Below are 22,957 nucleotides of genomic sequence, written 5' to 3'. Positions count from 1 at the left end.
CGGATCACCCATGCACCACACCCGCGCCGACCTCGTGTTCACCGGCGGCCCCGTCCACACGACCGACGCCGCCCGCACCCGTGCTACCACCGTGGCCGTCACCGGCGACCGGATCACCGCCGTCGGCCACGACGAGGTACGCGCGCTCATCGGCCCGCGCACCGAGGTGGTCGATCTCGCCGGGCGCCTCCTGCTCCCCGGCTTCCAGGACGCCCACATCCACCCGGTCGCCGCCGGCCAGGAGCTCGCGCAGTGCGACCTCACGAACGCCGGCGATGCCGCCGCCACCATCGCCGCCGTACGGGCCTACGCCGACGCGAACCCGGACCAGGAATGGATCACCGGCGGCGGCTGGTCCATGGACGCCTTCGAGGGCGGCGCCCCCACCCGGGAGCAGCTCGACACCGCCGTGCCCGGCCGCCCCGCCTGCCTGGTCAACCGCGACCACCACGGCGCCTGGGCCAACAGCAGGGCCCTCGCCCTCGCCGGGATCACCGCGCGGACGCCCGACCCCGCCGACGGCCGCATCGAGCGCGACAGCCGGGGCGAACCCACCGGGCTCCTCCAGGAGGGCGCCATGGACCTGGTCGCCCGCCACACCCCGCGCTCCACCGCCGCCGACCGGCTCGCCGGCCTGCTCCGCGCCCAGCGCCTGCTGCACGCGTACGGCATCACCGCCTGGCAGGACGCCATCGTCGGCTCCTACGGCTCGATGGACGACGTGTCCGACGCCTACCTCACCGCGGACCGCGACGGATCGCTCACCGCCCGCGTCACCGGAGCCCTGTGGTGGGACCGCGAAAGCGGCACCGAGCAGATCCCCGGACTCGTCGCCAGGCGTGCGGAACTGAGCGGCCGGAACTTCCGCGCCGGATCCGTGAAGATCATGCAGGACGGGGTCGCCGAGACCGGCACGGCCGCCCTGCTCGCCCCGTATCTCGACGCCTGCGGCTGCGCCACCGCCAACAGCGGCACCAGCTTCATCGACCCCGTCGACCTGCGCGGATACGTCACCGAACTGGACGCCCTCGGCTTCCAGACCCACTTCCACGCGCTGGGCGACCGGGCGGTGCGCGAGGCACTGGACGCCGTCGAGGCCGCCCGCGCCGCCAACGGCCGCACCGACACCCGGCCCCACCTCGCCCACCTCCAGATCGTCCACCCCGACGACATCCCCCGCTTCCGCGCCCTCGGCGCCACCGCCAACATCCAGCCGCTCTGGGCCGCCCACGAACCCCAGATGGACGAGCTGACCATCCCCTTCCTCGGCGGTGAACGGGCCGCGCTCCAGTACCCGTTCGCCGCACTCCTGCGCTCCGGCGCCACGGTGGCGGCGGGCTCCGACTGGCCCGTCAGCAGCGCCGACCCGCTGCACGGCATCCACACCGCGGTCAACCGCGTCGTCCCCGGCGGCGAAGGCCCCGTCTTCCTCCCGGAGCAGCGCATCTCCCTGACCGACGCGCTGGCCGCGTACACGGCGGGCTCGGCGTACGTGAACCACCTCGACGACACCGGCACGATCCGGGCCGGCGCCCTGGCCGACCTGGTGGTCCTGGACCGCGACCCCTACGCCGCGCCGCCCGGGGAGATCGCCGACGCGAGGGTGCTGGCCACCTATGTGGGCGGCCGCCGGGTGTACGGGGACTGAGCGCGGCTTCCGCCGAGGGGGCGCGCGGGCGGTACGGCGGTGCGCGGGCACCGGGTGCTCCCGCCGCCCCCTCGCACCGCGTACGGTTGTTCGTGATCGATCGCGGAAATGTCGGAAAAGGGAGACCACGGGAATGGCGCAGCACGTACAAGGGGTCATCGCACCGGGAAAGAACGAGCCGGTACGGGTCGAGACGATCGTGATTCCGGACCCCGGCCCCGGTGAGGCCGTGGTGAAGATCCAGGCGTGCGGTGTCTGCCACACCGACCTGCACTACAAGCAGGGCGGCATCAACGACGAGTTCCCCTTCCTCCTCGGCCACGAGGCCGCGGGCGTCGTGGAGTCCGTGGGCGACGGTGTCACCGACGTCGCGCCCGGCGACTTCGTCGTCCTCAACTGGCGTGCGGTGTGCGGACAGTGCCGGGCCTGTCTGCGCGGCCGCCCGTGGTACTGCTTCGACACGCACAACGCCAAGCAGAGGATGACCCTGCTGGACGGCACCGAACTCTCCCCGGCCCTCGGCATCGGCGCCTTCGCCGAGAAGACCCTCGTCGCCGCCGGCCAGTGCACCAAGGTCGACCCCGAGGTCTCCCCGGCCGTCGCCGGCCTCCTGGGCTGCGGCGTGATGGCGGGCATCGGCGCCGCGATCAACACCGGTCAGGTCGGCCGGGGCGACTCCGTCGCGGTCATCGGCTGCGGCGGAGTCGGCGACGCGGCGATCGCGGGCGCACGGCTGGCCGGCGCGGCGAAGATCATCGCGGTGGACATCGACGACCGCAAGCTGGAGACCGCGAAGAAGATGGGTGCCACGCACACCGTCAACTCCCGCAGCGGCGACCCGGTCGAAGCCATCCGCGCGCTCACCGACGGCAACGGCGCCGATGTCGTCATCGAGGCGGTCGGCCGCCCGGAGACGTACAAGCAGGCCTTCTACGCCCGGGACCTTGCGGGCACCGTCGTCCTGGTCGGCGTCCCCACTCCGGAGATGCAGCTCGAACTGCCGCTCCTCGACGTCTTCGGCCGGGGCGGCTCGCTCAAGTCGTCCTGGTACGGCGACTGCCTGCCCTCGCGTGACTTCCCGATGCTCGTCGACCTGCACCAGCAGGGCCGGCTCGACCTCGGCGCGTTCGTCACCGAGACCATCGGCCTCGGCGACATCGAGCAGGCCTTCGCCCGGATGCACGACGGCGATGTCCTTCGTTCCGTGGTGGTCTTCTGATGGCCGCCCGCATCGACCACCTCGTCACCTCCGGCACCTTCGCCCTCGACGGCGGCGAATGGGACGTCGACAACAACGTCTGGATCGTCGGCGACGACGCCGAGGCGGTCGTCATCGACGCCGCCCACGACGCAGCCGCCATCGAGGCCGCGCTCGGCGGCCGTACGCTGCGCGCCATCATCTGCACGCACGCGCACAACGACCACATCGACGCGGCCCCGGCACTCGCCGCCGCCACCGGCGCACCGATTCTGCTCCACCCCGACGACCTGCCGCTGTGGAAGCAGACCCATCCGGACCGGGCCCCGGACGGTGAACTGACCGACGGCCAGGAGATCCGGATCGCGGGTACGGCCCTCACCGTCCTGCACACCCCGGGCCATGCCCCGGGCGCGGTCTGCCTGTACGCCCCCGAGCTGTCCACCGTCTTCACCGGTGACACGCTCTTCCAGGGCGGTCCCGGTGCCACCGGACGGTCGTTCTCGCACTTCCCGACGATCGTCGCCTCGATCAGGGACCGGCTGCTCACCCTGGATCCGGCGACCACCGTCCGCACCGGACACGGCGACTCCACGACCATCGGCGCGGAGGCCCCGCAGCTCGGTGAGTGGATCGCCCGCGGCCACTGAGGCCCGGCACTCGGTTCATCCCTCCGGCCACGCGGAGAGCCGCAGCCCGCTCTCGAAGCGGCGCGGCTCTCCTGTGACCGGATCGGTGAACTCCAGCACCCCGGCCAGGAGCTGCAACGGGTGCGTGAAGTCGTCGGGCGCCCCCTCCGCCTCGACCACGGGGTAGACCGGGTCGTGGAGGAGCGGCAGCCCGAGACTGTTCATATGGAGCCGTAGCTGATGCGTCCGCCCGGTGGCCGGCAGCAGCCGGTAGCGGCCGAGCCCGTCACGGTGCTCCAGCAGCTCGATCCGGCTCTCGCTGTTCGGCTCGCCGGGCTCCTCACGGGCGGCGATCACCCCGCGCTCCTTCACGATGCGGCTGCGCACGGTGCGCGGGAAAGCCAGCCGGGGTTCGTACGGTGCCACCGTCTCGTACTCCTTGCGTACGAGACGGTCCCGGAACAGCGTCTGGTACGCGCCCCGTTCCTCCGGCCGCACGACGAAGAGGACGAGCCCGGCGGTCAGCCGGTCCAGCCGGTGGGCGGGCTGGAGCAGGGGCAGCGTCAGCTCGCGGCGGAGCCTGGCCACCGCGGTCTCGGTGATGTGCCGACCGCGCGGTGTCGTCGCCAGGAAGTGCGGCTTGTCCGCGATGACCAGATGCTCGTCCCGGTACACCACACCGACCGGGAAGGGCACCGGCTCCTCCGGTGCGAAGTCCCGGTGGAACCAGATGTACCGGCCGGCCGCGTACGGCTCCTGGCCCGTCACCGCGCCCTGGACGGAGACGAACCGGCCCCCGGCCAGCATGGCGTCCACCCGCTCCGCGCCGATCGCGTCGGCGAACCGGGCCAGCAGATGATCACGGACCGTCGGCCACCGCCCGTCCGGATCCTCCGGGAGCCGCACCCGGACCGGATCGACTCCGTCGCGCTGGGGCAGTGGTGACGGCGGAGGCTTGGCGCGCCCTCTCACCGGGACTCGCGGGCCGGACGGCCGGGGGTGCCCGAGGTGCCCGAGGTGCCGGTGCCCGGCGTGCTGGTTCTCATGGTTCCGGGCATCCTTCCACAGCGAGCGGCGTCCACGGGCACGGCTCAGCCCTTGGGGAACGTGAGCTTCAGGGGCCCGCAGCCGATCCGTTCGGCCTCTGCCGCGGCGTAGCCGGGCAACAGGTCACGGGTGAGTGTGAAACCCCCGTCGCCCGTCTGCCGCAGCTGCTCCGCCACGAAAATCACCGGGCCGGTCTGGCAGATCGCCCGGAACACCGCCCGGTTCCCGCCGGCCTTCCCGTACCCCGTGGTGCCCTTGACGGACTCCCCGGAGCGGAGCACGTCCCAGGAGTAGATCTCCGCCAGCGCCGGGTCCACCACCGTGGTCAGCCGCACCGCGGTCTCCCTGTCGCTGCTGCCCGCCTCGCAGACCCGGGCAGGGCCCCCTTCGCCACCGATCCGGGTGCGCCGCAGATCCGCGCGGTACGCGGTGGGAAGGGCGAAGCCCTTGACGCCGCAGAGGGCCGCCGGCCTCACGTCCTTCCAGGTCACCACGGCGGGCAGGGCGCGAGGCGCCGGGTAGGTGCCGGAACAGCCGAAGGACCGGATGACGCCGTTGGCCGTCTCGACGAGGGCGCCGGCCAGGGCGGAGCGGTCCGCCCGGTCGTACTCCGGCGAGATGCTCAGGGCCGCCTGGCCCATGCCGATGTCCACCACGGTCGGGCCGCTGAACTCGCCCCGTCCGGTGCAGCTCTGCGGCAGTGCCAGCCAGCCGCGCGACGACGACACCATGCCGGGCAGTCCGTCGCCGAGCGACACCATGCCGGCCGAGAGGAACTCCTGCGGCCACCGCTGTCCGTCGGTGCCCCGGAGCCCGTCCAGCCGGTGCACCCTGAGCGTGACCTGGCGGCGGGCACGGTCGTCCCGATAACTGGTGACGCGGCACTGGCCGATGGACAGACCGTCCCCTTGCGGATCGCTCCGCAGGGCCTGCTCCTCGGCCTCGGTTCTGCGGTCGCCGAACAGCTCCGACAGGGTGGAGTCGCCGAGCGAGTCCCAGCAGGGCGCGGGCCCGAGCAGGGGGAGCGTGTCCGTACGCCAGGCCACGGTGCCGGCTCCGACGAGCGCCCCGGCGAGCGCGGCCGAGGTGGCGGCGCGTGCGGTACGGCTCCGGAGCAGGCGGCGCACGAAGGAAGGCCTGGCCTCTGCGGCGGGCGCCGGGCTCTCGGGGGAGGTGCTGGCAGGGGCTGGTGTGTGGGGGCCGGTGTTCTCGGGGGAGCCGCTGCCGGGGGCAGCGGCTGGGGGCACGCCGTTCTCGGGGGCGACGCCGCCCGGGGCAGCGGCTCGCGACCCGTTCTCCGTTCCGGCGTCCTTGGCCGCACCGGCGTCTCCGACGTCCGTCATGGACTGCTCCTCGCTCACGCGTCCTCACCGCTTCCGGTTTCGCATCCGACGCGCTTGCCGACGGACTCGGCGAAACGGTCGAACACCTGCCGGTCGCCCGGACGGCCCCGGTCCTTGAGGCCGGTGTCGACGTGTCCGTAGAACACCGTCTGCCGTCCGCCGCAGGTGGTGCGCAGCAGCCCCTGGGCAGGCCCCTCCGGGAGGCCGTCGAACAGTGCGACCATGCGCGGCCGGCGTGCCATCACGTACTGCGCGGACGGTTCGTCGGGCATGCGCAGCGTCTTCCACACCACGGAACACGTCTGGAGTTCATCGGTGACCACGCCCACCTGCTCCTCGTACCGCGAACCCTTGCCGAAGTCGAAGGCCATCCCCGGGATCCGGCACAGCGGTGACCGCGCCGCTTCCCCGTCCTCGGCCACCGTCACGATCGGAGAGGTCATCCGCAGCGGCCGGTCGGGCGCGCACCCCGCCCGCTCCATCCCGGTACCGGCGGCGTCGAGCAGCATCCGGCCGACATCCTCGATATTGCCGATCGTGAACGGCATGGCCACCTTGCCGAGATGGCCGTCGCCCGTGCTCTCGCTCCGGATCGTCACGGCGGAGGGCCTGCCGTCCTTCCCGTCGCACGACTCGGGCAGCACCAGCATGGCGCGGTCACCGGCGACCAGTCCGTCGAGTCCGTCCGGCAGCGGCGAGGCCGAACCATCGAAGTACTGGGATATCCAGGCCCTGCGCTCCTTGGCCCCGGCGGGCACGGGGCCGTACTCCAGGGTTACCTGCTCCTTGAAGGTGAGGGGCTGATCCGAATCGTCGTCCTTGATCTCCGAGTTCACGGCCACCGTGCACGAGGCGTGCTCCCGCCCGGCCGAGGGCGGAGCGGACTCGGTGGCCTTCCGCTCCGATCCGTCCTTGCCGAGGGCCCCCTCGCCGAGGAAGGACGGGCCGCTGTTCTGCTCCCACGCGCCCCAGCAGTAGCTCTCCCGGAAAGGCCAGCTGTCCGTCGCCCACAGGACGGTGCCGGATACGAGCACCGCCCCGGCGACCACCCCGGCGAGGATCGTGGTCCGTCGTCTGCCGCCGCTGCCCATGTCATTCCCCCTTGCGAACCGCGGAGATCACAGCAAAACGCCGATGCTACGTCGTCACCGCCCTTGACGGGACCGGGGGTTGGGGCGCGGGCGCGAGAGAAGGGCAGCGGACCGGTAGCTGACCGCCTGGGGAAATGAAAGGATTCAACGCCTGGGGAGTCGGGGTAGAAAGCGCTTGCGCCGTGCACGGGGACGGCCCGTGCGCGCATCGCACCCGCAGCTACGAAGGAGTCCCGCCGTGCCCTCTGTACGCAGAACCGGACCAGCCCTGCTGACCGCCCTGGCGGCCGTGACCGCCCTCGCCACGCCCGCCGTTGCCGGCACGGTGACGCCCGCTCCGGCGCCCGGCGTGCCTGTCCCGGTGTCCGGTTCGCCCGCCCTCGCCGCCTGTACGGGCACCACCCCCGTCGTCTGTCACTTCGACGTGGCCCCCGGCACCTATCGCGTCACCGCGCGCATCGGCGGTGCCGTCGAAGGGCGTACGACGGTCACCGCCGAGACGCGGCGCACCATGCTGGGCGAGACACCGACCGCCGCCGGCCGGACGGCGGTCCGCTCCTTCACAGTCGATGTGCGCGAGCCGGAGGGCGAGCCCACCGGGGCGAGCGGCAGCCCCGGTCTCGACCTCACCTTCGGGGGGCCGGCCCCGCTCCTCGCCGACCTGCGTGTGACCCCGGCGCCGCGCACCCCGCAGCTCTTCCTGATCGGCGACTCGACGGTCTGCGACCAGCTCGGCAGCCCGTACACGGGGTGGGGCCAGGAGCTCCCGCAGTTCCTCCGGGCGGGCATGTCCGTCGCCAACTACGCCGACTCCGGGGAGAGTTCACAGAGCTATCTCGACCAGCCCCAGCTCTTTCCCACCGTCCGCCCGCTGATCCGCCGGGGCGACACCGTACTCATCCAGCTCGCCCACAACGACAAGCAGACGACCGAGGCGGACTACCGCGCCAACCTCACCACCATGATCGAGGGGATCCGTGCCGAAGGGGGACGGCCCGTCCTGGTCACCCCGGTCGTCCGGCGCTGGTTCAACGCCGACGGCACGCTGGACAACGGCACCGCGCTCCTGGTCAACGGCCTCGGGGTCGACCTGCCCGCGCAGATACGTCTTCTCGCCGCCGAACGGGACGTGCCGCTCGTCGATCTGACCGCTCTCACCCGGCACCGCGTCGAGGAGCTCGGCCCCGACGGTTCCAAGGCGCTCTACCTCACCGACGAGAAGCGCGACAACACGCACACCTCCGAGCGTGGAGCCACGGAGTACGCCGGCCTGGTCCGCGACCAGCTGCGTGACCAGCACCTGCTGCCGGGACGCCTCTTCCGCTGACCGAAGCCGCCCCGTTCCGTCCCGGCGGGAGCCGCCGGGACGGAACGGGGCGCGGGATCAGCCCAGTGCCGAGAACAGATACGAGAACTCCGCCGGTGCCGCGTCGAGCCGGTGCTCCGGCAGCACGCCCGGCCCGCAGGACTGCGAGCCGATGCCCTGCATCGCATGGTCCAGGTTGACCCAGACGCGGTCCCCGGCCACCAGGTCCGGCAGGTGCTCCGCCGCGTCCAGCTGCTCGCTCGTCCAGCGCCGCGCGGTGAACCAGAACGGCGCACCGCCCTCCGCCCGCAGTCCGTTGCCTCCGGTGTCCGTCAGCTCCGCCCACCGGACGTCGGCCCGCGCGCCGTTCTCCTGGGGCCTGACGTACGGGGTCTGGAGCGCGTCCACCTCCCTCTGCCATGGCCCGAGCATCGCGGCGGCCCGGGTGTCCGGGTACGCCTCACCCGGCCCGCCGCCGAACCACCGCGCACCGCCGTACGACGCGGGCAGCCCGAACCGGATGCCCAGCCGAGGCAGTGGCACCCGCCAGTCGCCCTCCGGCACCACGGAGACCGTCAGCCCGAGCCGGTCCCCGGCGGCCGTCCACCGGTACGTGGTGCGCAGCCCCAGGTCCCAGCCCGCCGGCGCCACCCGGGTCCGTACCGTCAGCGCCTCCCCGTCCGTCTCGACCGCGTCGAGACGGTGCCGCATCCGGTGCAGCCCCAGCTCCCGCCAGCGCAGCCCGTACCGCTCGTCCGGCTGCCAGGCCGCCCCGTTGTCGTTGTCGGTGGGCGCCCGCCACACATCCAGCCGCAGCCCCTCCACCGGAACGTCCCCGATGCGCACCGGAGCGCCGGTCGCCGCGTCGAAGACGCCGGGCCCGAGCGTGATCACGCCACCGGACCGAACCGGCCGCTCACCGGCCGCCGGCGCCGGAGCGGCCGGTGTGCCCGTCTCTACCTGGCCCCATGCCACCACGTGCCCGCGTTCGGCCCAGGCGGTGTCCTCGGCGAGTACGGCCCGTACCGTCCACAGGCCGTCGCCCCCGGCATCGGGTGTCACTTCCGCCGAGGCGCCCGGTGCCAGCTCCGGCACCGCCAGGGTGCCCGAGGCGACCAGTGCGCCGTCCACCTCGTGCGACCAGAGGAACTCCAGATGCCCCAGCCCGGCGAAGTCATGGCCGTTGGTGACCGCGAACGAACCGGGAGCCCGTCCCGGGCCGATCCGCACGGGCTCGATGACCTTCTTGTACTCGACGAGCCCGGGGGAGGGCGTACGGTCCGGGAAGAGCAGCCCGTCGCAGACGAAGTTGCCGTCGTGCAGTTCCTCGCCGAAGTCCCCGCCGTAGGCGAAGCCGTGCTCCGGATGTGCGAAGCCGTGGTCGATCCACTCCCAGACGAAGCCGCCCTGGCAGCGCTCGTACCGCTCGAAGAGCCGCTGGTACTCGCTCAGACCGCCCGGCCCGTTGCCCATGGCGTGCCCGTACTCGCACATGATGAAGGGCATCGCCCGCCGCCGGGCGTCGAGTTCCGCGTCGTCCCAGGGTTCCTCCGCCCGCTTGCCGATGAGTTCGACCTCGGCGTGCGTCGGATACATCCGCGAGTACAGGTCGACATCCTTGCAGGAGAGGTCGCCCTCGTAGTGCACCAGCCGCTCCGGATCCCGCCCCCTGATCCACTCGGCCATCGCGGTCAGCCCCCGGCCCGAACCGCACTCGTTGCCCAGTGACCAGATGATCACCGAGGCGTGGTTCTTGTCGCGCTCGACCATGCGGGCCGCCCGGTCGAGCAGCGCCGGGGTCCACCGCTCGTCGTCGACCGGATTGCGCCGCCACTCCAGGTCCACGAAGCCATGGGTCTCCAGGTCGCACTCGTCGATCACCCAGAGCCCGAGCTCGTCGCACAGGTCGAGGAAGGCGGGGTGCGGGGGATAGTGGCTGGTCCGCACCGCGTTGATGTTGTGCCGCTTCATCAGCACCAGATCGCGCCGCATCGTCTGCGCGTCGACCGCCCGGCCCGTCTCCGGGTCGAACTCATGCCGGTTCACCCCGCGGAACAGCAGCCGCCGGCCGTTGACCTTGATGACGCCGTCCTCGACCTCGACCGTGCGGAAGCCGATCCGCAGAGGCGTCCGCTCGCCGGGCGTGACCAGCTCCGCGTCGTACAGCCGGGGCGTCTCGGCGGTCCACGGCTCGACGGGCAGGGTCACGGACTCGCCCGCGGCCATGTCGACACCCAGCTCGGGCACCAGGACCCGGCCCTCCGCGCCCTCGCACTCCACGCGCAGCGTCCCGGAGCCCGCTCGGTGGTCGTAGCCCGCGTGCACGAAGAAGTCCCGGGCGGCGCCCCGGGGGCGGTGCAGCAGGGTCACGTCACGGAAGATGCCCGGCAGCCACCACTGGTCCTGGTCCTCCAGATAGCTCCCCGACGACCAGGCGTGGACCCGCACGGCCAGGACGTTCTCGCCGGAGCTCAGCAGATCTCCCACGGCGAACTCGTGCGGCAGCCGGGACCCCTTGAAATCACCCAGCTCCTGCCCGTTGAGCCAGACCCGGGCGCAGGACTCCACACCGTCGAACCGGAGCACGAACTCGCCGTCCAGGGGGCGGTCCCCGGGCAGCGTGAACGTCCGCAGATGGTCACCCGTCGGGTTCTCGGACGGCACCCGCGGTGGATCCACGGGGAAGGGATAGACGACGTTCGTGTACGCGGGAGCGCCACCGGCCCCCTGGAGCACCCAGTGACCGGGCACCGCGACCGTCCCCCACGCGGAGGCGTCGAACTCCGGCCGAGCGAACGACTCGTCCTCGTCACCCGCCCCGGCCGAGAGCCGGAAGCCCCACTCGCCGTTCAGGGACATCCGCCAGGCATCGGACGCCCCGGACCAGGAGCGCGGCGCGAGCCCACCGGAACCCGGGCTCGGATCCTCGTACCAGGGCAGCGTGTCGGTGTCGGTGCGGCTCATGCTTCTCCTCGCTCGGAAACACCCCTTGTCGAAGCTGACGTTAACCAGCAATGAACCGTTTCAACAAGAGGTGGCGGCGCGTACGGCGAAGCAGGACGGGAGGACGGCGAGCGGCCGCCGGACCGGCTTGCGGGTCGTCCGGCCGGGAGCCGGGCAGAGCGCAGAGCGCCGGAAGGCCCGCGCCGGCCGTGCGCCCCGTATCCGGTGCGGTGGCCGACGGGGCGATCCGGCCGGGCACCTGCCGGTGAGGGATCCCGGTCCCGGACGATTCGTTGCACCGCTCCCCAGGCCGCGGCGGCCCCGGCAACGCAAAGTGCCGACCAGGATCTCTCCTGATCGGCACGTGCCTTGTGTCCGAGGGGGGACTTGAACCCCCACGCCCGATAAAGGGCACTAGCACCTCAAGCTAGCGCGTCTGCCATTCCGCCACCCGGACTAGGTGTCTGTCTCGCGGGCCTTGCCCGTTCCGACGTGGAAAACCATAGCAAACATTGGAGGGTGCTCGATCACGCCCCGTTCGGTGTGACGTGCGTGTGACGACGGGTGGGCGGCCTTGGGTACGCGGGCCGGGCGCGGGAGGATGAGGGGGAGCACCACAGCGACAGTGGAAGGGAACCAGCGTGAGCGAGACCAAAGGGGCCAGGACCGGCTCGGGCGAGAGCGCCGAGAACGAGGTCGTCGACCTCTGTCGTGACCTGATCCGGATCGACACCAGCAACTACGGGGACCACTCCGGGCCGGGCGAGCGGGCTGCCGCCGAGTACGTCGCGGAGAAGCTCGCGGAGGTGGGACTCGAACCGCGGATCTTCGAGTCCCACAAGGGCCGCGCCTCCACGGTGGCGCGCATCGAGGGCGAGGACCCCTCCAAGCCGGCCCTGCTGATCCACGGCCACACCGACGTCGTTCCCGCCAACGCCCACGACTGGACGCACCACCCCTTCTCGGGGGAGATCGCGGACGGCTGCGTGTGGGGCCGGGGCGCGGTCGACATGAAGGACATGGACGCGATGACCCTGGCGGTCGTACGCGACCGGATGCGCAGCGGCCGCAAGCCGCCGCGCGACATCGTGCTCGCCTTCCTCGCGGACGAGGAGGCGGGCGGTACGTACGGTGCCCGGTACCTCGTCGACAAGCACCCGGACCTGTTCGAGGGCGTCACCGAGGCCATCGGTGAGGTCGGCGGCTTCTCCTTCACGGTCAACGAGAACCTGCGGCTCTATCTCGTCGAGACCGCGCAGAAGGGCATGCACTGGATGCGGCTGACCGTGGAAGGCACGGCCGGCCACGGTTCGATGACCAATGACGACAACGCGATCACCGAGCTGTGCGAGGCCGTCGGGCGGCTGGGGCGGCACAACTGGCCGGTCCGGGTGACCAAGACCGTGCGCTCCTTCCTGGACGAGCTGTCCGACGCGCTGGGCACCCCGCTCGACCCGGAGGACATGGACGCCACGCTGGCCAAGCTCGGCGGCATCGCCAAGATGGTCGGCGCGACCCTGCGCAACTCCGCGGCCCCCACCATGCTCGGCGCCGGCTACAAGGTGAACGTCATCCCGGGACAGGCGACCGCGCATGTGGACGGCCGCTTCCTGCCGGGGTACGAGCAGGAGTTCCTGGCCGATCTCGACCGGATTCTCGGCCCGCGCGTCAGGCGCGAGGACGTGCACGGCGACAAGGCTCTGGAGACGGACTTCGACGGCTCGCTCGTGGACGCGATGCAGATCGCGCTCAAGGCCGAGGACCCCATCGCGCGCGCGGTCCCGTACATGCTCTCCGGCGGTACGGACGCCAAGTCCTTCGACGACCTCGGTATCCGCTGCTTCGGATTCGCTCCGCTGAAGCTTCCGCCGGAGCTCGACTTCGCGGGCATGTTCCACGGAGTGGACGAGCGCGTTCCGGTCGAGGGCCTGAAGTTCGGCGCACGGGTGCTCGACCGTTTCATCGACCACAGCTGAACCGGCGACATTCCGTCGACAATCGCCAGCCTGTACGTATCTAACCGGAACGAGTGAAAGGGAGGGATCGCTCGTAGCCCGATTACTTCTTCCTCGTTACAAGTCATGCGGTCCGCGGCTGGGGCCGCACTTGCCAACTAGGAGGAATAATGATCAAGAAGATCGTCGCAGCTGCGGCTGTCACCGGTGGTCTGGTGCTCGCGGGCGCCGGCATGGCCGTTGCCGACTCGGGCGCCCAGGGTGCCGCCATCGGTAGCCCCGGTGTGCTCTCGGGCAACGTCGTTCAGGTTCCCGTCCACGTTCCCGTGAACGTGTGCGGCAACACGATCTCCGTGATCGGGCTGCTGAACCCGGCCTTCGGCAACACCTGCGTCAACGCCTGACGTTGTGCGTCAACCCGTAAGGGTTTGAGCCCGCTCGGCCCCGGAGTGCTCGCCATGTGCTTCGGGGCCGTCGGGTCCTTTGCCTCCGCACGGTCAAGTCCGGGGGTATTCCGGAAGGCAGAAGGCAGGAAACAACCTATGCGACAGGTCACGCGTAAAGGCCTGATCACCATGGCGGCTGCGGGCGGTGTGCTCGCGCTCAGTGGCGGTTACGCGCACGCCGACGCGGGAGCGGCCGGCGGCGCATCGAATTCCCCGGGGGTGCTTTCAGGGAATTCGGTACAGATTCCGGTCGAGGTGCCGGTCAACGTCTGCGGCAATTCCGTGAGCGTGGTGGGACTGCTCAACCCGGCAGCGGGCAACGCCTGCGGGAACGGTGCGGCCGCAGGCCACCACGGTTCGGCCGCCGGGGCCTCGGGCAGTCACGTCTCGGACGGCCGCGGCCAGGGGGTGCGGGCGGGGACCGGCAAGCACCGGGCCGTCAGCAGTGAAAACGGGGGCGGAGCCACCGCGGAGGGGACCGCGAAGGGATCGCCCGGGCTGCTCTCGGGCAACCAGATCCAGGCACCCATCGACATCCCCGTGAACGCCTGCGGGAACAGCGTCACCATTGCCGGCCTGCTGAACCCGGCCACCGGCAACACATGCGAGAACGACAGCACGCCGCCGGTCGATCCGGTGGTTCCGGTCACCCCGGTGACCCCCGAGGTGCCGCCGGCGCCCGGACCTCGCACCATCCCCAACGCGCCCGAACCGCAGACCCTGCCGGCGAGCACGCCGCAGCTCGCGCACACCGGAGGGGGCGGGCTCGACCTGCTCATCCCGGCGGGCGCGGGTCTGCTGCTCGCGGGCGCGGGCGCAGTGCTCTACCGCCGCGCCAAGGCCGCCGCCTGACGGCAGCAGGCAGCACGGCGAAGGGAACGGGCCCCGCGGCAGCGGGGCCCGTTCCGTGTTACCAGGTGGCTCGCAGCTGGCGGATGATCCGTCGCCGCAGCCGCACCCGGCGGCTGCCGTCCAGGCGCAGCGTGAGTCGGTCCAACTCCCAGTGCCCGTACTCGGCATGGTCGGTCAACAGGCGGGCTGTCTCCTTCCGGGACACCCCGCGCGGCACGTACACATCGACAAATTCGTATTCCGGCATCGCATCTATTGTGCGGGCAGAGCCCGTGTACGGATAGCGTCTGCCCTATGTCTGATGCTGCGCAGCCCACCGCTGCCGAGGTACGCGCCGCCGCCGATGCGGTCAAAGCCGCGATCGACCACCACCTCGCGGCGGTCGAACGCCGGTCCGGGGACGACGACCCCGCTGTCTACGACGCGTTCAACGCACTGGCGGCCGCGGCGGAGGTCTACGACGAACTCCTCTACGACCGTCATGACGAGGTCACCCCGTTCGAGATTCCGGGTGTGGAGGACTCCCTGCCGCCGTACAGCGGTCCGGAGGAGCCGAACGCGCTGAGCGTGCTGATCCGCCGCGATTACGCGGTGGTGGAGCCGCAGCGGCTGCTCGCGCAGGCGCAGCGCCTTGCCGACGTGGATCCGGATGACCGAGGCAGCGAGACCGCGGCCGTGGTCGGCGGCAGCGTCCACGCGGCTCTGGGCGTGCTCTTCGGGGAGTACGAGGCGGACGAGATCGCCTCCCGGCACACCGAGTTCGGTCTGGAGGAGGGTGACTCGACTCTCTGGGTCGCGGCCGCGGACGAGCTGCCCGAGCCGGGGGAGTGGCTCGGCGCCCCGTTCGACGACGCGGATCCGCAGCTGGTGGTCTGCCGCTTCGATGTCAGCGCCGTCTTCGACGAGGACGACCTGGACGAGGAACTGGACGGTCTGGCGAAGGGCAGGAGCTGATCTCCCGCTTCTGGTCCTGGTTCCGCTCCTGGTCCTGGTCCTGAACGAGCTGTACCGGAGGGCTGGGCGGGCGCGTGACGCGCCCGCCCAGCCCTCCGCGGCTTTTCGGGGCGGCCCGGGGCAGCCAAGGCCGCTGCGGGCCCCGGAGGTCAGCCGTCGGACGCCTCCAGCAGCGTGCGCAGCCGGGTGGTGCGGTCCTGGGCGGGGGACTCGGCCACGGCGCGGGGCAGGGCCTGGTCGACGCCGTGCACCACGGACAGGTGCTGCTCCGCCCGGCCGAACGCGGTGTAGACCCAGGGACGGCTCAGCCCCTGGGCGGCGTCACCCGGCAGTACGACGACGACCGCGGGCCACCGCATCCCCGCCGCCTGGTGGGCACTGAGCGCCCAGGCGTGCCGGACGGAGGCCGCGACCAGCTCCTGCGGTACGACGACGGGGCTCCCCGCACAGTCCAGATGCAGTCCCTCGGCGTCGGCCGAGACGACGACACCGGGCACGGTCCTGCCCGGCGCGGGGACATGGGCCACCCTGTCCCCGGGATCGAAACCGGCGAAGCGGCCGGGGCCCGGGTTGAGCCGCTGCTTCAGCGCCTCGTTCAACGCCCGGGTGCCGGCCTGACCGCCGTGGCCGACGGTGATGACCTGGGTGTCCGAGGACGGTACCCCGATGGCGCGCGGCACGGAGTCGGCGACCAGCTGCACGGTGCGGTGAACGGCCTCGCCCGCGTCACGCACGGGGACGATCACGACCTCCTTGCCGGGCGCCTCCACCTGGTTGAGCTCACCGATACCGATGCCGGAGACCAGCTCACCGATCGGCCCCGGGTCCGGGGTGCGGGAGACGACCTGGGGGCACGCGCGGGCGGCCAGCACATCGGCGAACACCCGCCCCGCGCCTGCCGATCCGAGCACGCCGGGATCTCCGCTGAGCACCAGACGGGTGCCGTCGGCAAGGGACTCCACCAGCATGGCGCCGGTCTCGACGTCCAGCTGCGGGGCGTCCAGCACGACGAGCAGGTCGAGGGCGAGAGCTCCGTCCTCGTCCCGCCCGGGGCCCTCCGCGCCCGAAAGGAGCCCGGCGAGCGTGACGGCGGACAGCGGATCGCCGGAGCTGCCCGTGGCCGCGGCGAGGCGCTGCCGGCCGTCCACGCTGTGCGTGGCGCCCAGGGCTCGCAGGCCGAGAGCGCCGGCGGCGGCGATCAGCTCCGCGGGTTCGGCCTTCGCCGCCTCGCCGCCCGTGTGGGCGACCAGGCCGTGGGCCGCGGCGGTGCGGATCAGTTCGGCGGCCGAGGGGGAAGGCGCCGCAGCGGCGGCATCCGACCAGTCGGCGTCCTTCTCGCAGGCGTTGACCAGCCGGGCGAGCCCGTCGGCGAGGCTCTCCTCCGCCAGTGCGTACCGGTCGAGGCCGAGGAACACCTGCACCGGCTCCCGCTCGGCCGCAGGCTCCGCGCCCTCCCCGGTTCCGCCGTGCTCACCGGCCTCCCCGTCCCCGCCGCTCTCCCCGTCCTGCGGGCCTTCCTGCTCGGGGCCGTCCTGGAAGACCAGGACGACACCTTCGGCGACGGCGTGCTGGACCGCCGCGTCGGGGTCGGTCACCGCCCGCTCGGCGAGCGCGGCGCGGACCCGCTCCGCGTCCAGCGCGGTGTGGCCCCGCAGCGCGGCGCGCTCCAGCAGCCAGCCCACCAGGGCCGCGGTGCGCCGCTCGTCGTCGGGTCCGCAGCCGGGGCCGAGGAGTGCGCGGGCGAAGGCGTCGGCCTGTTCGGGGCTGACGCGCGGCAGGGACAGCAGCTGCCACGGGTCCTCGCGCAGGACCTCGTCCGCGCGGGCGCCCAGGGTGCCGGCCGCAGGACCGGCCAGCGCATCCGGAGCGCCTCCCCGGGCCAGCACGGCCGCCACGGCCGCGACAGCCTCCGCGGACGCGCTCGGGGACGCGTGGACGGGTTCGGGGGCCCGCTCACGCACGGGCGCCGGTGCGGGGGCGGTCCGGCGGGCGGGGGAAGGGGCGGGGGAGTCGAAGAACGCGGCGCCCGGCTTCTCCCCGCTCTCCACGGCCCGCACCGCGGCCAGCAGATCGGCCGCCGGGCCGCTCAGCTTGGAACCGGCGGCGATGGGACCCTCCTTCTCGGCCTTCCGCTTCTCGATCCGCTTCCGCAGCTCGCGCTGGGCCGCCAGCTCCGCCTCGGCCTCGGAAGGAGCCCCGGCAGCGGCCTCGCCGCCCTCGGCGCTCCCGTCCGCGTCCGCGACGGCGTCCGCCTCCGACGCGGCCTCGGCCCCGTCGCTCTCCTCCGCTCCGCCCGCCTCCTCGGGGCTGCCGGAAGCTCCGTGACCGCCGGGAGCACCGGCTCTCTCCCCGGCGGCGGGCGTCCCCCCGTCACAGGCCCCCGCAGCGGCCTCCTCGGCGGGCGCGGTGGCGGGCTCGTCCGCGACGACGCTGTCGTCGTCGGTGGCCGGGGAGCCGGGGGATTCCCCCCGGGGAAGCGCAGTCACAGCGTGCTCCAGTCCTGGTCCGGATAGCGGTGCACGGGCGCCGACACATCGTCGAGCGCCTGGCAGATCTCGTCAGGAAGACTAAGCGCCTCCACTGACAATGCCTCCGTGAGCTGCCGCGCGTTGCGCGCGCCGACGATCGGGGCCACCACCCCCGGCCGGTCCCGCACCCAGGCCAGTGCCACCTGGAGCGCCGTGGTGGCCAGCCCTTCGGCCGCGGTCGCCACGGCGTGCACGATGCGGCTCGCCGGGTCGTCGAGATACGGCTCGACGAAGGGGGCCAGCAGCTCCGACGCGCCCCGCGAGTCCGCCGGGGTGCCCGTGCGGTACTTCCCGGTCAGTACGCCCCGGCCCAGGGGTGAGGACGGCAGCAGCCCCACACCGAGGTCGAGCGCGGCCGGCAGCACCTCGCGCTCCACGCCGCGTTGCAGCAGCGAGTACTCCATCTGCGTACTGGCGAGCCGGGTCCGCGCCCCGGGCGAGGCGAGCTGCCAGGTCGCGGCCTTCGCCAGCTGCCAGCCGCAGAAGTTGGACACCCCCGCATAGCGGGCGCGTCCGCTGGAGACCGCTATGTCCAGCGCCTGGAGCGTCTCCTCCAGCGGGGTCATGGGGTCGAACGCGTGGACCTGCCACAGATCCACGTAGTCCGTGCCGAGCCGTGCCAGCGAGTCGTCCAGGGCGGCCAGCAGATGTCCGCGCGAGCCGTTGAACCGGCGGTACGGATCGGCCACGCTGCCCGCCTTGGTCGCGATGACCAGATCGTGCCGGGGCACCAGGCCCCCGACGAGCTGCCCGAGCAGATACTCGGCCTCCCCGCCCCCGTACACATCCGCCGTGTCGACCAGGGTGCCGCCCACCTCCCAGAAGGCCTTCAGCTGCTCGGCAGCGTCGTGCTCGTCGGTGTCCCGGCCCCAGGTGAGGGTGCCGAGCCCGATCCGGGACACTCGAAGGCCGGTGCGGCCGAGATGCCTCTGCTCCATGGGCGCTGAGATTACTGGCCGGAGCCCCGGGCGTCGCAGGCCCGGGGACAACCGGGGCCCGGGTGGCCCCTGCCGTATCGCCCTCCCGCGCGCTAGAGTCCGGAACACAGGGACGTTACTGATCAGTAAGGGGAGCGGCTATGCGGCTCGGCATCAATCTCGGTTACTGGGGCGCGGGAATGGACGGCGACAATCTCGCCGTCGCGCAGGAGGCCGACCGGCTCGGCTATGACGTCTGCTGGGCGGCCGAGGCGTACGGCTCCGACGCGCCGACCGTGCTGACCTGGGTCGCCGCGCAGACCGAGTCCATCGACGTCGGCTCCGCGATCATGCAGATCCCGGCCCGTCAGCCCGCCATGACGGCGATGACCGCAGCCACCCTCGACTCCCTCTCCGGCGGCCGCTTCCGCCTCGGCCTGGGAGTGTCCGGACCGCAGGTCTCCGAGGGCTGGTACGGCGTCAAGTTCGACAAGCCGCTCGCCCGCACCCGCGAGTACGTCGAGATCGTCCGCAGGGCGATGTCCCGGGAGCGCCTCTCGTACGAGGGACAGCACTGGACGCTCCCGCTGCCGGACGGACCGGGCAAGCCGATCAAGCTGACGGTGCACCCCCAGCGCGAGCACATCCCGCTGTACATCGCCGCGATCGGCCCCAAGAACCTGGAGCAGACCGGCGAGATCGCCGACGGGGCCCTGCTGATCTTCCCCTCCGCGGACCACCTGGAGGAGACCGCGGTGCGGCATCTGCGGGCCGGCCGGGAGAAGGCCGGGCTGACCATGGAGGGCTTCGACGTCTGCCCCACCCTGCCGCTCGCGGTCGGCGACGACGTCAACGGCCTCGCCGACATGTTCCGGCCCTACACCGCGCTGTACGTCGGCGGGATGGGCAGCCGCAAGCAGAACTTCTACAACCAGCTCGCCCAGCGCATGGGGTACGAGAAGGAGGCCGCCGAGATCCAGGAGAAGTACCTGTCCGGCGACAAGGCCGGTGCGGCCGCCGCCGTACCGCATCAGCTGATCGACCAGACCACGCTGCTGGGCTCGGTGGAGCGGATCGCCGACCGGATGCGGGCGTACGCCGCCGCGGGCGTCACCACCCTGACCCTGGCTCCCGCGGGGTTCACGCTCGACGAGCGGATCGCCGCGCTGCGGGCCGGGACGGACGCGCTGGAGCGGGCCGGGCTCGCGTAGCGCGTCCCGGGGCATGACTACGGCCGTGGTGGGGGCTCGGGGATCTTCCCCTCCACGGCCGTCACCGGGAACAACGCGGCCGGGCCCGATCGGGTTACGGGCTATGCGGAAACGGTTCGCCAGAACAGGTCCGCCAGGAAGCCGGTACCCGATCGGAGCAGTGCGGGACCCGTCGTGTTGCCCGCCGGGACCGGGCGCATTTGACTGTCGCTCGGCGGATGCCGGTACGGAGGTGGCAGTGATGCTCTCGGCAAGGAACCTGTTCCAGGAGATTCTCGACGACGACGAGTCGTTCCGGCTGTTCTGTTCCATCGCTGCCAGCGGGGAGTCGCAGGGCGGCTGGGAGAACGGCCGCATCGCGGCCCTCGTACCCGCGAGCCAGCGTGCGCTCGCACCCAAGATCGCCCGGCACGGCGCCGACGAGGACAAGCACGGGCGGATCTTCAACGCCCTGCTGAGGAAGCGCGGTCTGACCGCGGTCCCGGTCCCGTCCGAAACCGACTACACGATGCTGCTGGAGAAGCACGGCATCGGCCTCGCCCATGAGCAGCTGGGGCGCGAGGAACCGCTCACCGAGCGCGACATCATCACCTATCTCGCCCACAGCCGGGTGACGGAGCAGCGCGCGTCCGAGCAGATGCGGCTGCTGCGCAGGTACTTCGCCGACCATCCCGTGGTGGGCCGTGCGGTCAGGATGATCTCGAACGACGAGGACAACCACCTGGCGTACTGCCACGAGGAGCTGCTGCGCTTCGCCGCGGCCGGGCACGGACGGACGATCCAGCACATCCTGCGCGAGTGCGCCCTCGCCGAGATCCGGGTGTACCGCGACGTCAGCCTCGCCGTGATGGATCACATGGGCCGCGTCCTCGGCTGGTCCCGGGCGAAGGCCGCGGTACTGGCGGCGGGGATCCACGCGGTCTACGCGTACGAGCGGCTCATCGGCTGGCGGCGCATGGTCAGCCTGACGCCCCCCGAGCGGCGCGACGCGCTGGGCGGGCCCGCTGCTGCGGCCCCCGAGTTCGCCTGAGCGGGCCGGCGGCCGGGCCGCGGGCCGGGCGCGTCAGAGCCAGCCGCGCCGCTTGAACTGGCGGTACAGGCCGACGACGGCGCCCGCCATCAGCAGCACGACCGCCGGATAGGCCCAGATCCAGTCGAGCTCCGGCATGTGGTGGAAGTTCATGCCGTAGATCCCGGCCACCATCGTCGGCACGGCGGCCATCGCCGCCCAGGCCGAGATCTTGCGCATGTCGTCGTTCTGCCGCACCCCCATCTGCGCCAGATGCGCGGACAGGATGTCCGAGAGCAGCCGGTCCAGCCCCTCCACCTGCTCGTTGGCGCGTGTCAGATGGTCCTGGACGTCCCGGAAGAACGGCTGCGACTGCGCGTGGACGAAGGGCACCCCGGCGCTCGCCAGCCGGGCCATCGGCACCGCCAGCGGCACCGTCGCCCGGCGGAACTCCAGCACCTGGCGCTTGAAGGTGTAGATGCGGGCCGCGGTGTTCTTGGAGTCGCCGGTGCCGTTCGGGGCGAATACCTGCGTCTCCAGCTCCTCCAGGTCGACCTGGAGCTCGCCCGCGACATCGATGTAGTGGTCCACGACCGCGTCACTGATCGCGTACAGGACGGCCGTGGGCCCGTGCTTCAGGACCTCGGGCTCGGCCTCCAGACGGCGGCGGACCGCGGCCAGGGGCGCTCCCTCGCCGTGGCGGACCGTCACCACGAACGAATCGCCTATGAACACCATCAGCTCGTCCGCGCTGACCGCGTCGCTCTCGTGCTCGTACACGATCGGCTTGATCACCGCGAACAGCGAGTCGTCGTACACCTCGAGCTTCGGCCGCTGGTGTGCCGCCAGCGCGTCCTCCACCGCCAGCGGGTGCAGTCCGAACTCGCTGCTGACCAGGTCGAACTCCTTCTCCGTGGGCTCGTGCAGGCCGATCCACAGGAACGCGTCGCCGGCGGCCCGCGCCTGTGCGAGGGCGTCGGAGAGGTCGGCGGGGCCGTCGGTGCGGCGTCCGTCCCGGTAAATGGCGCAGTCCACGATCACGCGCGCATTCTCCCCCGCACCGGTCCCTGGCGCACCTTCGCGGGGCGTCGGCCTACGCTGGCCGGTATGCCGACCCTGATCCTCGTCCGTCACGGACGCTCCACCGCCAACACCTCCGGGGTGCTCGCCGGCCGCACCCCCGGTGTCGCACTCGACGAGCGCGGCACCGAGCAGGCCGCCGCTCTCCCCGGGCGGCTGGCCGCCCTGCCGCTCGTCGCCGCCGTCAGCAGCCCGCTGCAACGCTGCCGGGAGACCCTCGGGCCGCTGCTCGCCGCCCGGCCGGAGCTGCCGCTGCACACCGAGGAGCGGATCAGCGAGTGCGACTACGGCGACTGGTCCGGACGCAAGCTCGCGGAGCTCGCCGACCAGCCGCTGATGACGGTCGTGCAGCAGCACCCCTCGGCGGCGGCGTTCCCCGGCGGTGAGTCGATGCGGTCGATGCAGGCACGTGCCGTGGACGCGGTACGGGACTGGAACGCGAGGATCGAGGCGGAGCACGGCGAGAACGCCGTCTACGTGATGTGCTCCCACGGCGACATCATCAAGTCGCTCGTCGCCGACGCCCTCGGCATGCACCTGGACCTCTTCCAGCGCGTGCAGGCCGACCCGTGCTCCGTCACCGCGATCCGCTACACCAGGCTGCGTCCGTTCCTGCTGAGGCTCGGCGACACCGGCGATCTGGCCTCGCTGGCGCCCCGCGAACCGGGACCGGACGCGAGCGCCGGCACGGGGGCGGCGGCCGGCGGCGAAGGGAACGCGGCGGTCGGCGGCGGCGCTGGGGCGCCGTGATCGCTCCGCACAGTAGGGTGGACGCGCCGTAGACGCCTTTCCGGGAGACT

The 22,957-nt window shown here is 72.3% G+C and carries 19 protein-coding genes and 1 tRNA gene; 11 read left to right on the top strand and 9 right to left on the bottom strand.

The annotated features are described in order from the left end of the window. The first annotated feature begins 10 nt into the window (after window positions 1-10). The 3 genes from ACZ4LX_RS23030 (at window position 11) to ACZ4LX_RS23020 (ending at window position 3,496) form a co-directional block, all read left to right on the top strand. Window positions 11-1,648 carry an amidohydrolase gene (locus ACZ4LX_RS23030; RefSeq protein WP_467647750.1) on the top strand — a complete coding sequence of 546 codons (1,638 nt, stop codon included), beginning with the start codon at window positions 11-13 and terminating at the stop codon, window positions 1,646-1,648. Window positions 1,649-1,781: 133 nt separating this feature from the next. After that, window positions 1,782-2,867 carry an S-(hydroxymethyl)mycothiol dehydrogenase gene (locus ACZ4LX_RS23025; protein WP_467647753.1) on the top strand — a complete coding sequence of 362 codons (1,086 nt, stop codon included), beginning with the start codon at window positions 1,782-1,784 and terminating at the stop codon, window positions 2,865-2,867. Next, window positions 2,867-3,496: an MBL fold metallo-hydrolase gene (locus ACZ4LX_RS23020; protein WP_467647758.1), complete on the top strand. Its 630-nt coding sequence runs from the start codon at window positions 2,867-2,869 to the stop codon at window positions 3,494-3,496. The genes ACZ4LX_RS23025 and ACZ4LX_RS23020 overlap by 1 nt, the downstream gene beginning before the upstream one ends. Window positions 3,497-3,511: 15 nt before the next feature. Here the strand turns inward: ACZ4LX_RS23020 and ACZ4LX_RS23015 are convergent, their stop codons facing one another. The 3 genes from ACZ4LX_RS23015 to ACZ4LX_RS23005 form a co-directional block, all read right to left on the bottom strand. Next, entirely contained in the window at window positions 3,512-4,447 is a 936-nt protein-coding gene (locus ACZ4LX_RS23015) for a pseudouridine synthase (RefSeq protein ID WP_467647761.1), read from the bottom strand. A gap of 119 nt (window positions 4,448-4,566) precedes the next feature. Next, window positions 4,567-5,865 (bottom strand): hypothetical protein, encoded by a 1,299-nt coding sequence (locus ACZ4LX_RS23010; protein WP_467647768.1) that lies wholly within the window; start codon window positions 5,863-5,865, stop codon window positions 4,567-4,569. Window positions 5,866-5,879: 14 nt separating this feature from the next. Beyond that, window positions 5,880-6,956 (bottom strand): hypothetical protein, encoded by a 1,077-nt coding sequence (locus tag ACZ4LX_RS23005; protein ID WP_467647771.1) that lies wholly within the window; start codon window positions 6,954-6,956, stop codon window positions 5,880-5,882. Between the two features lie 238 nt (window positions 6,957-7,194). Between ACZ4LX_RS23005 and ACZ4LX_RS23000 the strand changes: the two genes are divergently transcribed. Continuing rightward, window positions 7,195-8,283, top strand: a complete 1,089-nt coding sequence (locus ACZ4LX_RS23000) for a rhamnogalacturonan acetylesterase (protein ID WP_467647775.1) — start codon at window positions 7,195-7,197, stop codon at window positions 8,281-8,283. 57 nt (window positions 8,284-8,340) lie between these two features. Here the strand turns inward: ACZ4LX_RS23000 and ACZ4LX_RS22995 are convergent, their stop codons facing one another. Both ACZ4LX_RS22995 and ACZ4LX_RS22990 read right to left on the bottom strand, forming a co-directional pair. Next, the gene (locus ACZ4LX_RS22995) at window positions 8,341-11,226 is read right to left on the bottom strand and encodes a glycoside hydrolase family 2 TIM barrel-domain containing protein (protein ID WP_467647778.1); all 2,886 of its coding nucleotides are present in this window, start codon (window positions 11,224-11,226) and stop codon (window positions 8,341-8,343) included. Between the two features lie 351 nt (window positions 11,227-11,577). Beyond that, window positions 11,578-11,662 (bottom strand) — tRNA-Leu (locus ACZ4LX_RS22990). A 184-nt stretch (window positions 11,663-11,846) separates the two neighbouring features. Here ACZ4LX_RS22990 and ACZ4LX_RS22985 point away from each other — a divergent pair. The 3 genes from ACZ4LX_RS22985 to ACZ4LX_RS22975 all read left to right on the top strand — a co-directional run bounded on the left by ACZ4LX_RS22985 (window position 11,847) and on the right by ACZ4LX_RS22975 (window position 14,458). Then, window positions 11,847-13,181 (top strand): M20/M25/M40 family metallo-hydrolase, encoded by a 1,335-nt coding sequence (locus ACZ4LX_RS22985; protein WP_467647780.1) that lies wholly within the window; start codon window positions 11,847-11,849, stop codon window positions 13,179-13,181. A gap of 149 nt (window positions 13,182-13,330) precedes the next feature. Next, window positions 13,331-13,564: a chaplin ChpH gene (gene chpH, locus ACZ4LX_RS22980; protein WP_123528131.1), complete on the top strand. Its 234-nt coding sequence runs from the start codon at window positions 13,331-13,333 to the stop codon at window positions 13,562-13,564. A 138-nt stretch (window positions 13,565-13,702) separates the two neighbouring features. Next, window positions 13,703-14,458 carry a chaplin gene (locus ACZ4LX_RS22975; protein ID WP_467647785.1) on the top strand — a complete coding sequence of 252 codons (756 nt, stop codon included), beginning with the start codon at window positions 13,703-13,705 and terminating at the stop codon, window positions 14,456-14,458. A 58-nt stretch (window positions 14,459-14,516) separates the two neighbouring features. Here the strand turns inward: ACZ4LX_RS22975 and ACZ4LX_RS22970 are convergent, their stop codons facing one another. Then, a complete protein-coding gene (locus ACZ4LX_RS22970; RefSeq protein WP_136328229.1) occupies window positions 14,517-14,705 on the bottom strand; it encodes a DUF5703 family protein in 189 nt (62 codons plus the stop codon). Window positions 14,706-14,752: 47 nt separating this feature from the next. On the opposite strand from ACZ4LX_RS22970, the gene ACZ4LX_RS22965 reads away from it, so the two are divergent. Then, window positions 14,753-15,412, top strand: coding sequence for a hypothetical protein (locus tag ACZ4LX_RS22965; protein ID WP_467647794.1), 660 nt, complete (start codon window positions 14,753-14,755; stop codon window positions 15,410-15,412). 149 nt (window positions 15,413-15,561) lie between these two features. Here the strand turns inward: ACZ4LX_RS22965 and ACZ4LX_RS22960 are convergent, their stop codons facing one another. Then, a complete protein-coding gene (locus ACZ4LX_RS22960) occupies window positions 15,562-17,898 on the bottom strand; it encodes a helix-hairpin-helix domain-containing protein (RefSeq protein WP_467647797.1) in 2,337 nt (778 codons plus the stop codon). Beyond that, window positions 17,895-18,878 carry an aldo/keto reductase gene (locus ACZ4LX_RS22955; RefSeq protein ID WP_467647800.1) on the bottom strand — a complete coding sequence of 328 codons (984 nt, stop codon included), beginning with the start codon at window positions 18,876-18,878 and terminating at the stop codon, window positions 17,895-17,897. Before ACZ4LX_RS22955 ends, ACZ4LX_RS22960 begins: the two co-directional genes overlap by 4 nt. Before the next feature lie 140 nt (window positions 18,879-19,018). Between ACZ4LX_RS22955 and ACZ4LX_RS22950 the strand changes: the two genes are divergently transcribed. Continuing rightward, the gene (locus ACZ4LX_RS22950; RefSeq protein WP_467647805.1) at window positions 19,019-20,068 is read left to right on the top strand and encodes an LLM class F420-dependent oxidoreductase; all 1,050 of its coding nucleotides are present in this window, start codon (window positions 19,019-19,021) and stop codon (window positions 20,066-20,068) included. 241 nt (window positions 20,069-20,309) lie between these two features. Further along, window positions 20,310-21,098 (top strand): ferritin-like domain-containing protein, encoded by a 789-nt coding sequence (locus tag ACZ4LX_RS22945; RefSeq protein WP_467647808.1) that lies wholly within the window; start codon window positions 20,310-20,312, stop codon window positions 21,096-21,098. A 33-nt stretch (window positions 21,099-21,131) separates the two neighbouring features. Here ACZ4LX_RS22945 and corA read toward each other — a convergent pair whose 3' ends face one another. Continuing rightward, window positions 21,132-22,118 (bottom strand): magnesium/cobalt transporter CorA, encoded by a 987-nt coding sequence (gene corA, locus ACZ4LX_RS22940; RefSeq protein WP_467647811.1) that lies wholly within the window; start codon window positions 22,116-22,118, stop codon window positions 21,132-21,134. Window positions 22,119-22,184: 66 nt separating this feature from the next. Here corA and ACZ4LX_RS22935 point away from each other — a divergent pair, with 66 nt between their 5' ends. Next, window positions 22,185-22,907: a histidine phosphatase family protein gene (locus ACZ4LX_RS22935; RefSeq protein WP_467647815.1), complete on the top strand. Its 723-nt coding sequence runs from the start codon at window positions 22,185-22,187 to the stop codon at window positions 22,905-22,907. The last annotated feature ends 50 nt before the right edge of the window (window positions 22,908-22,957 follow it).

Source organism: Streptomyces sp. NPDC026062 (assembly GCF_055568375.1).
This window is presented reverse-complemented; position numbering and strand designations above follow the sequence as displayed.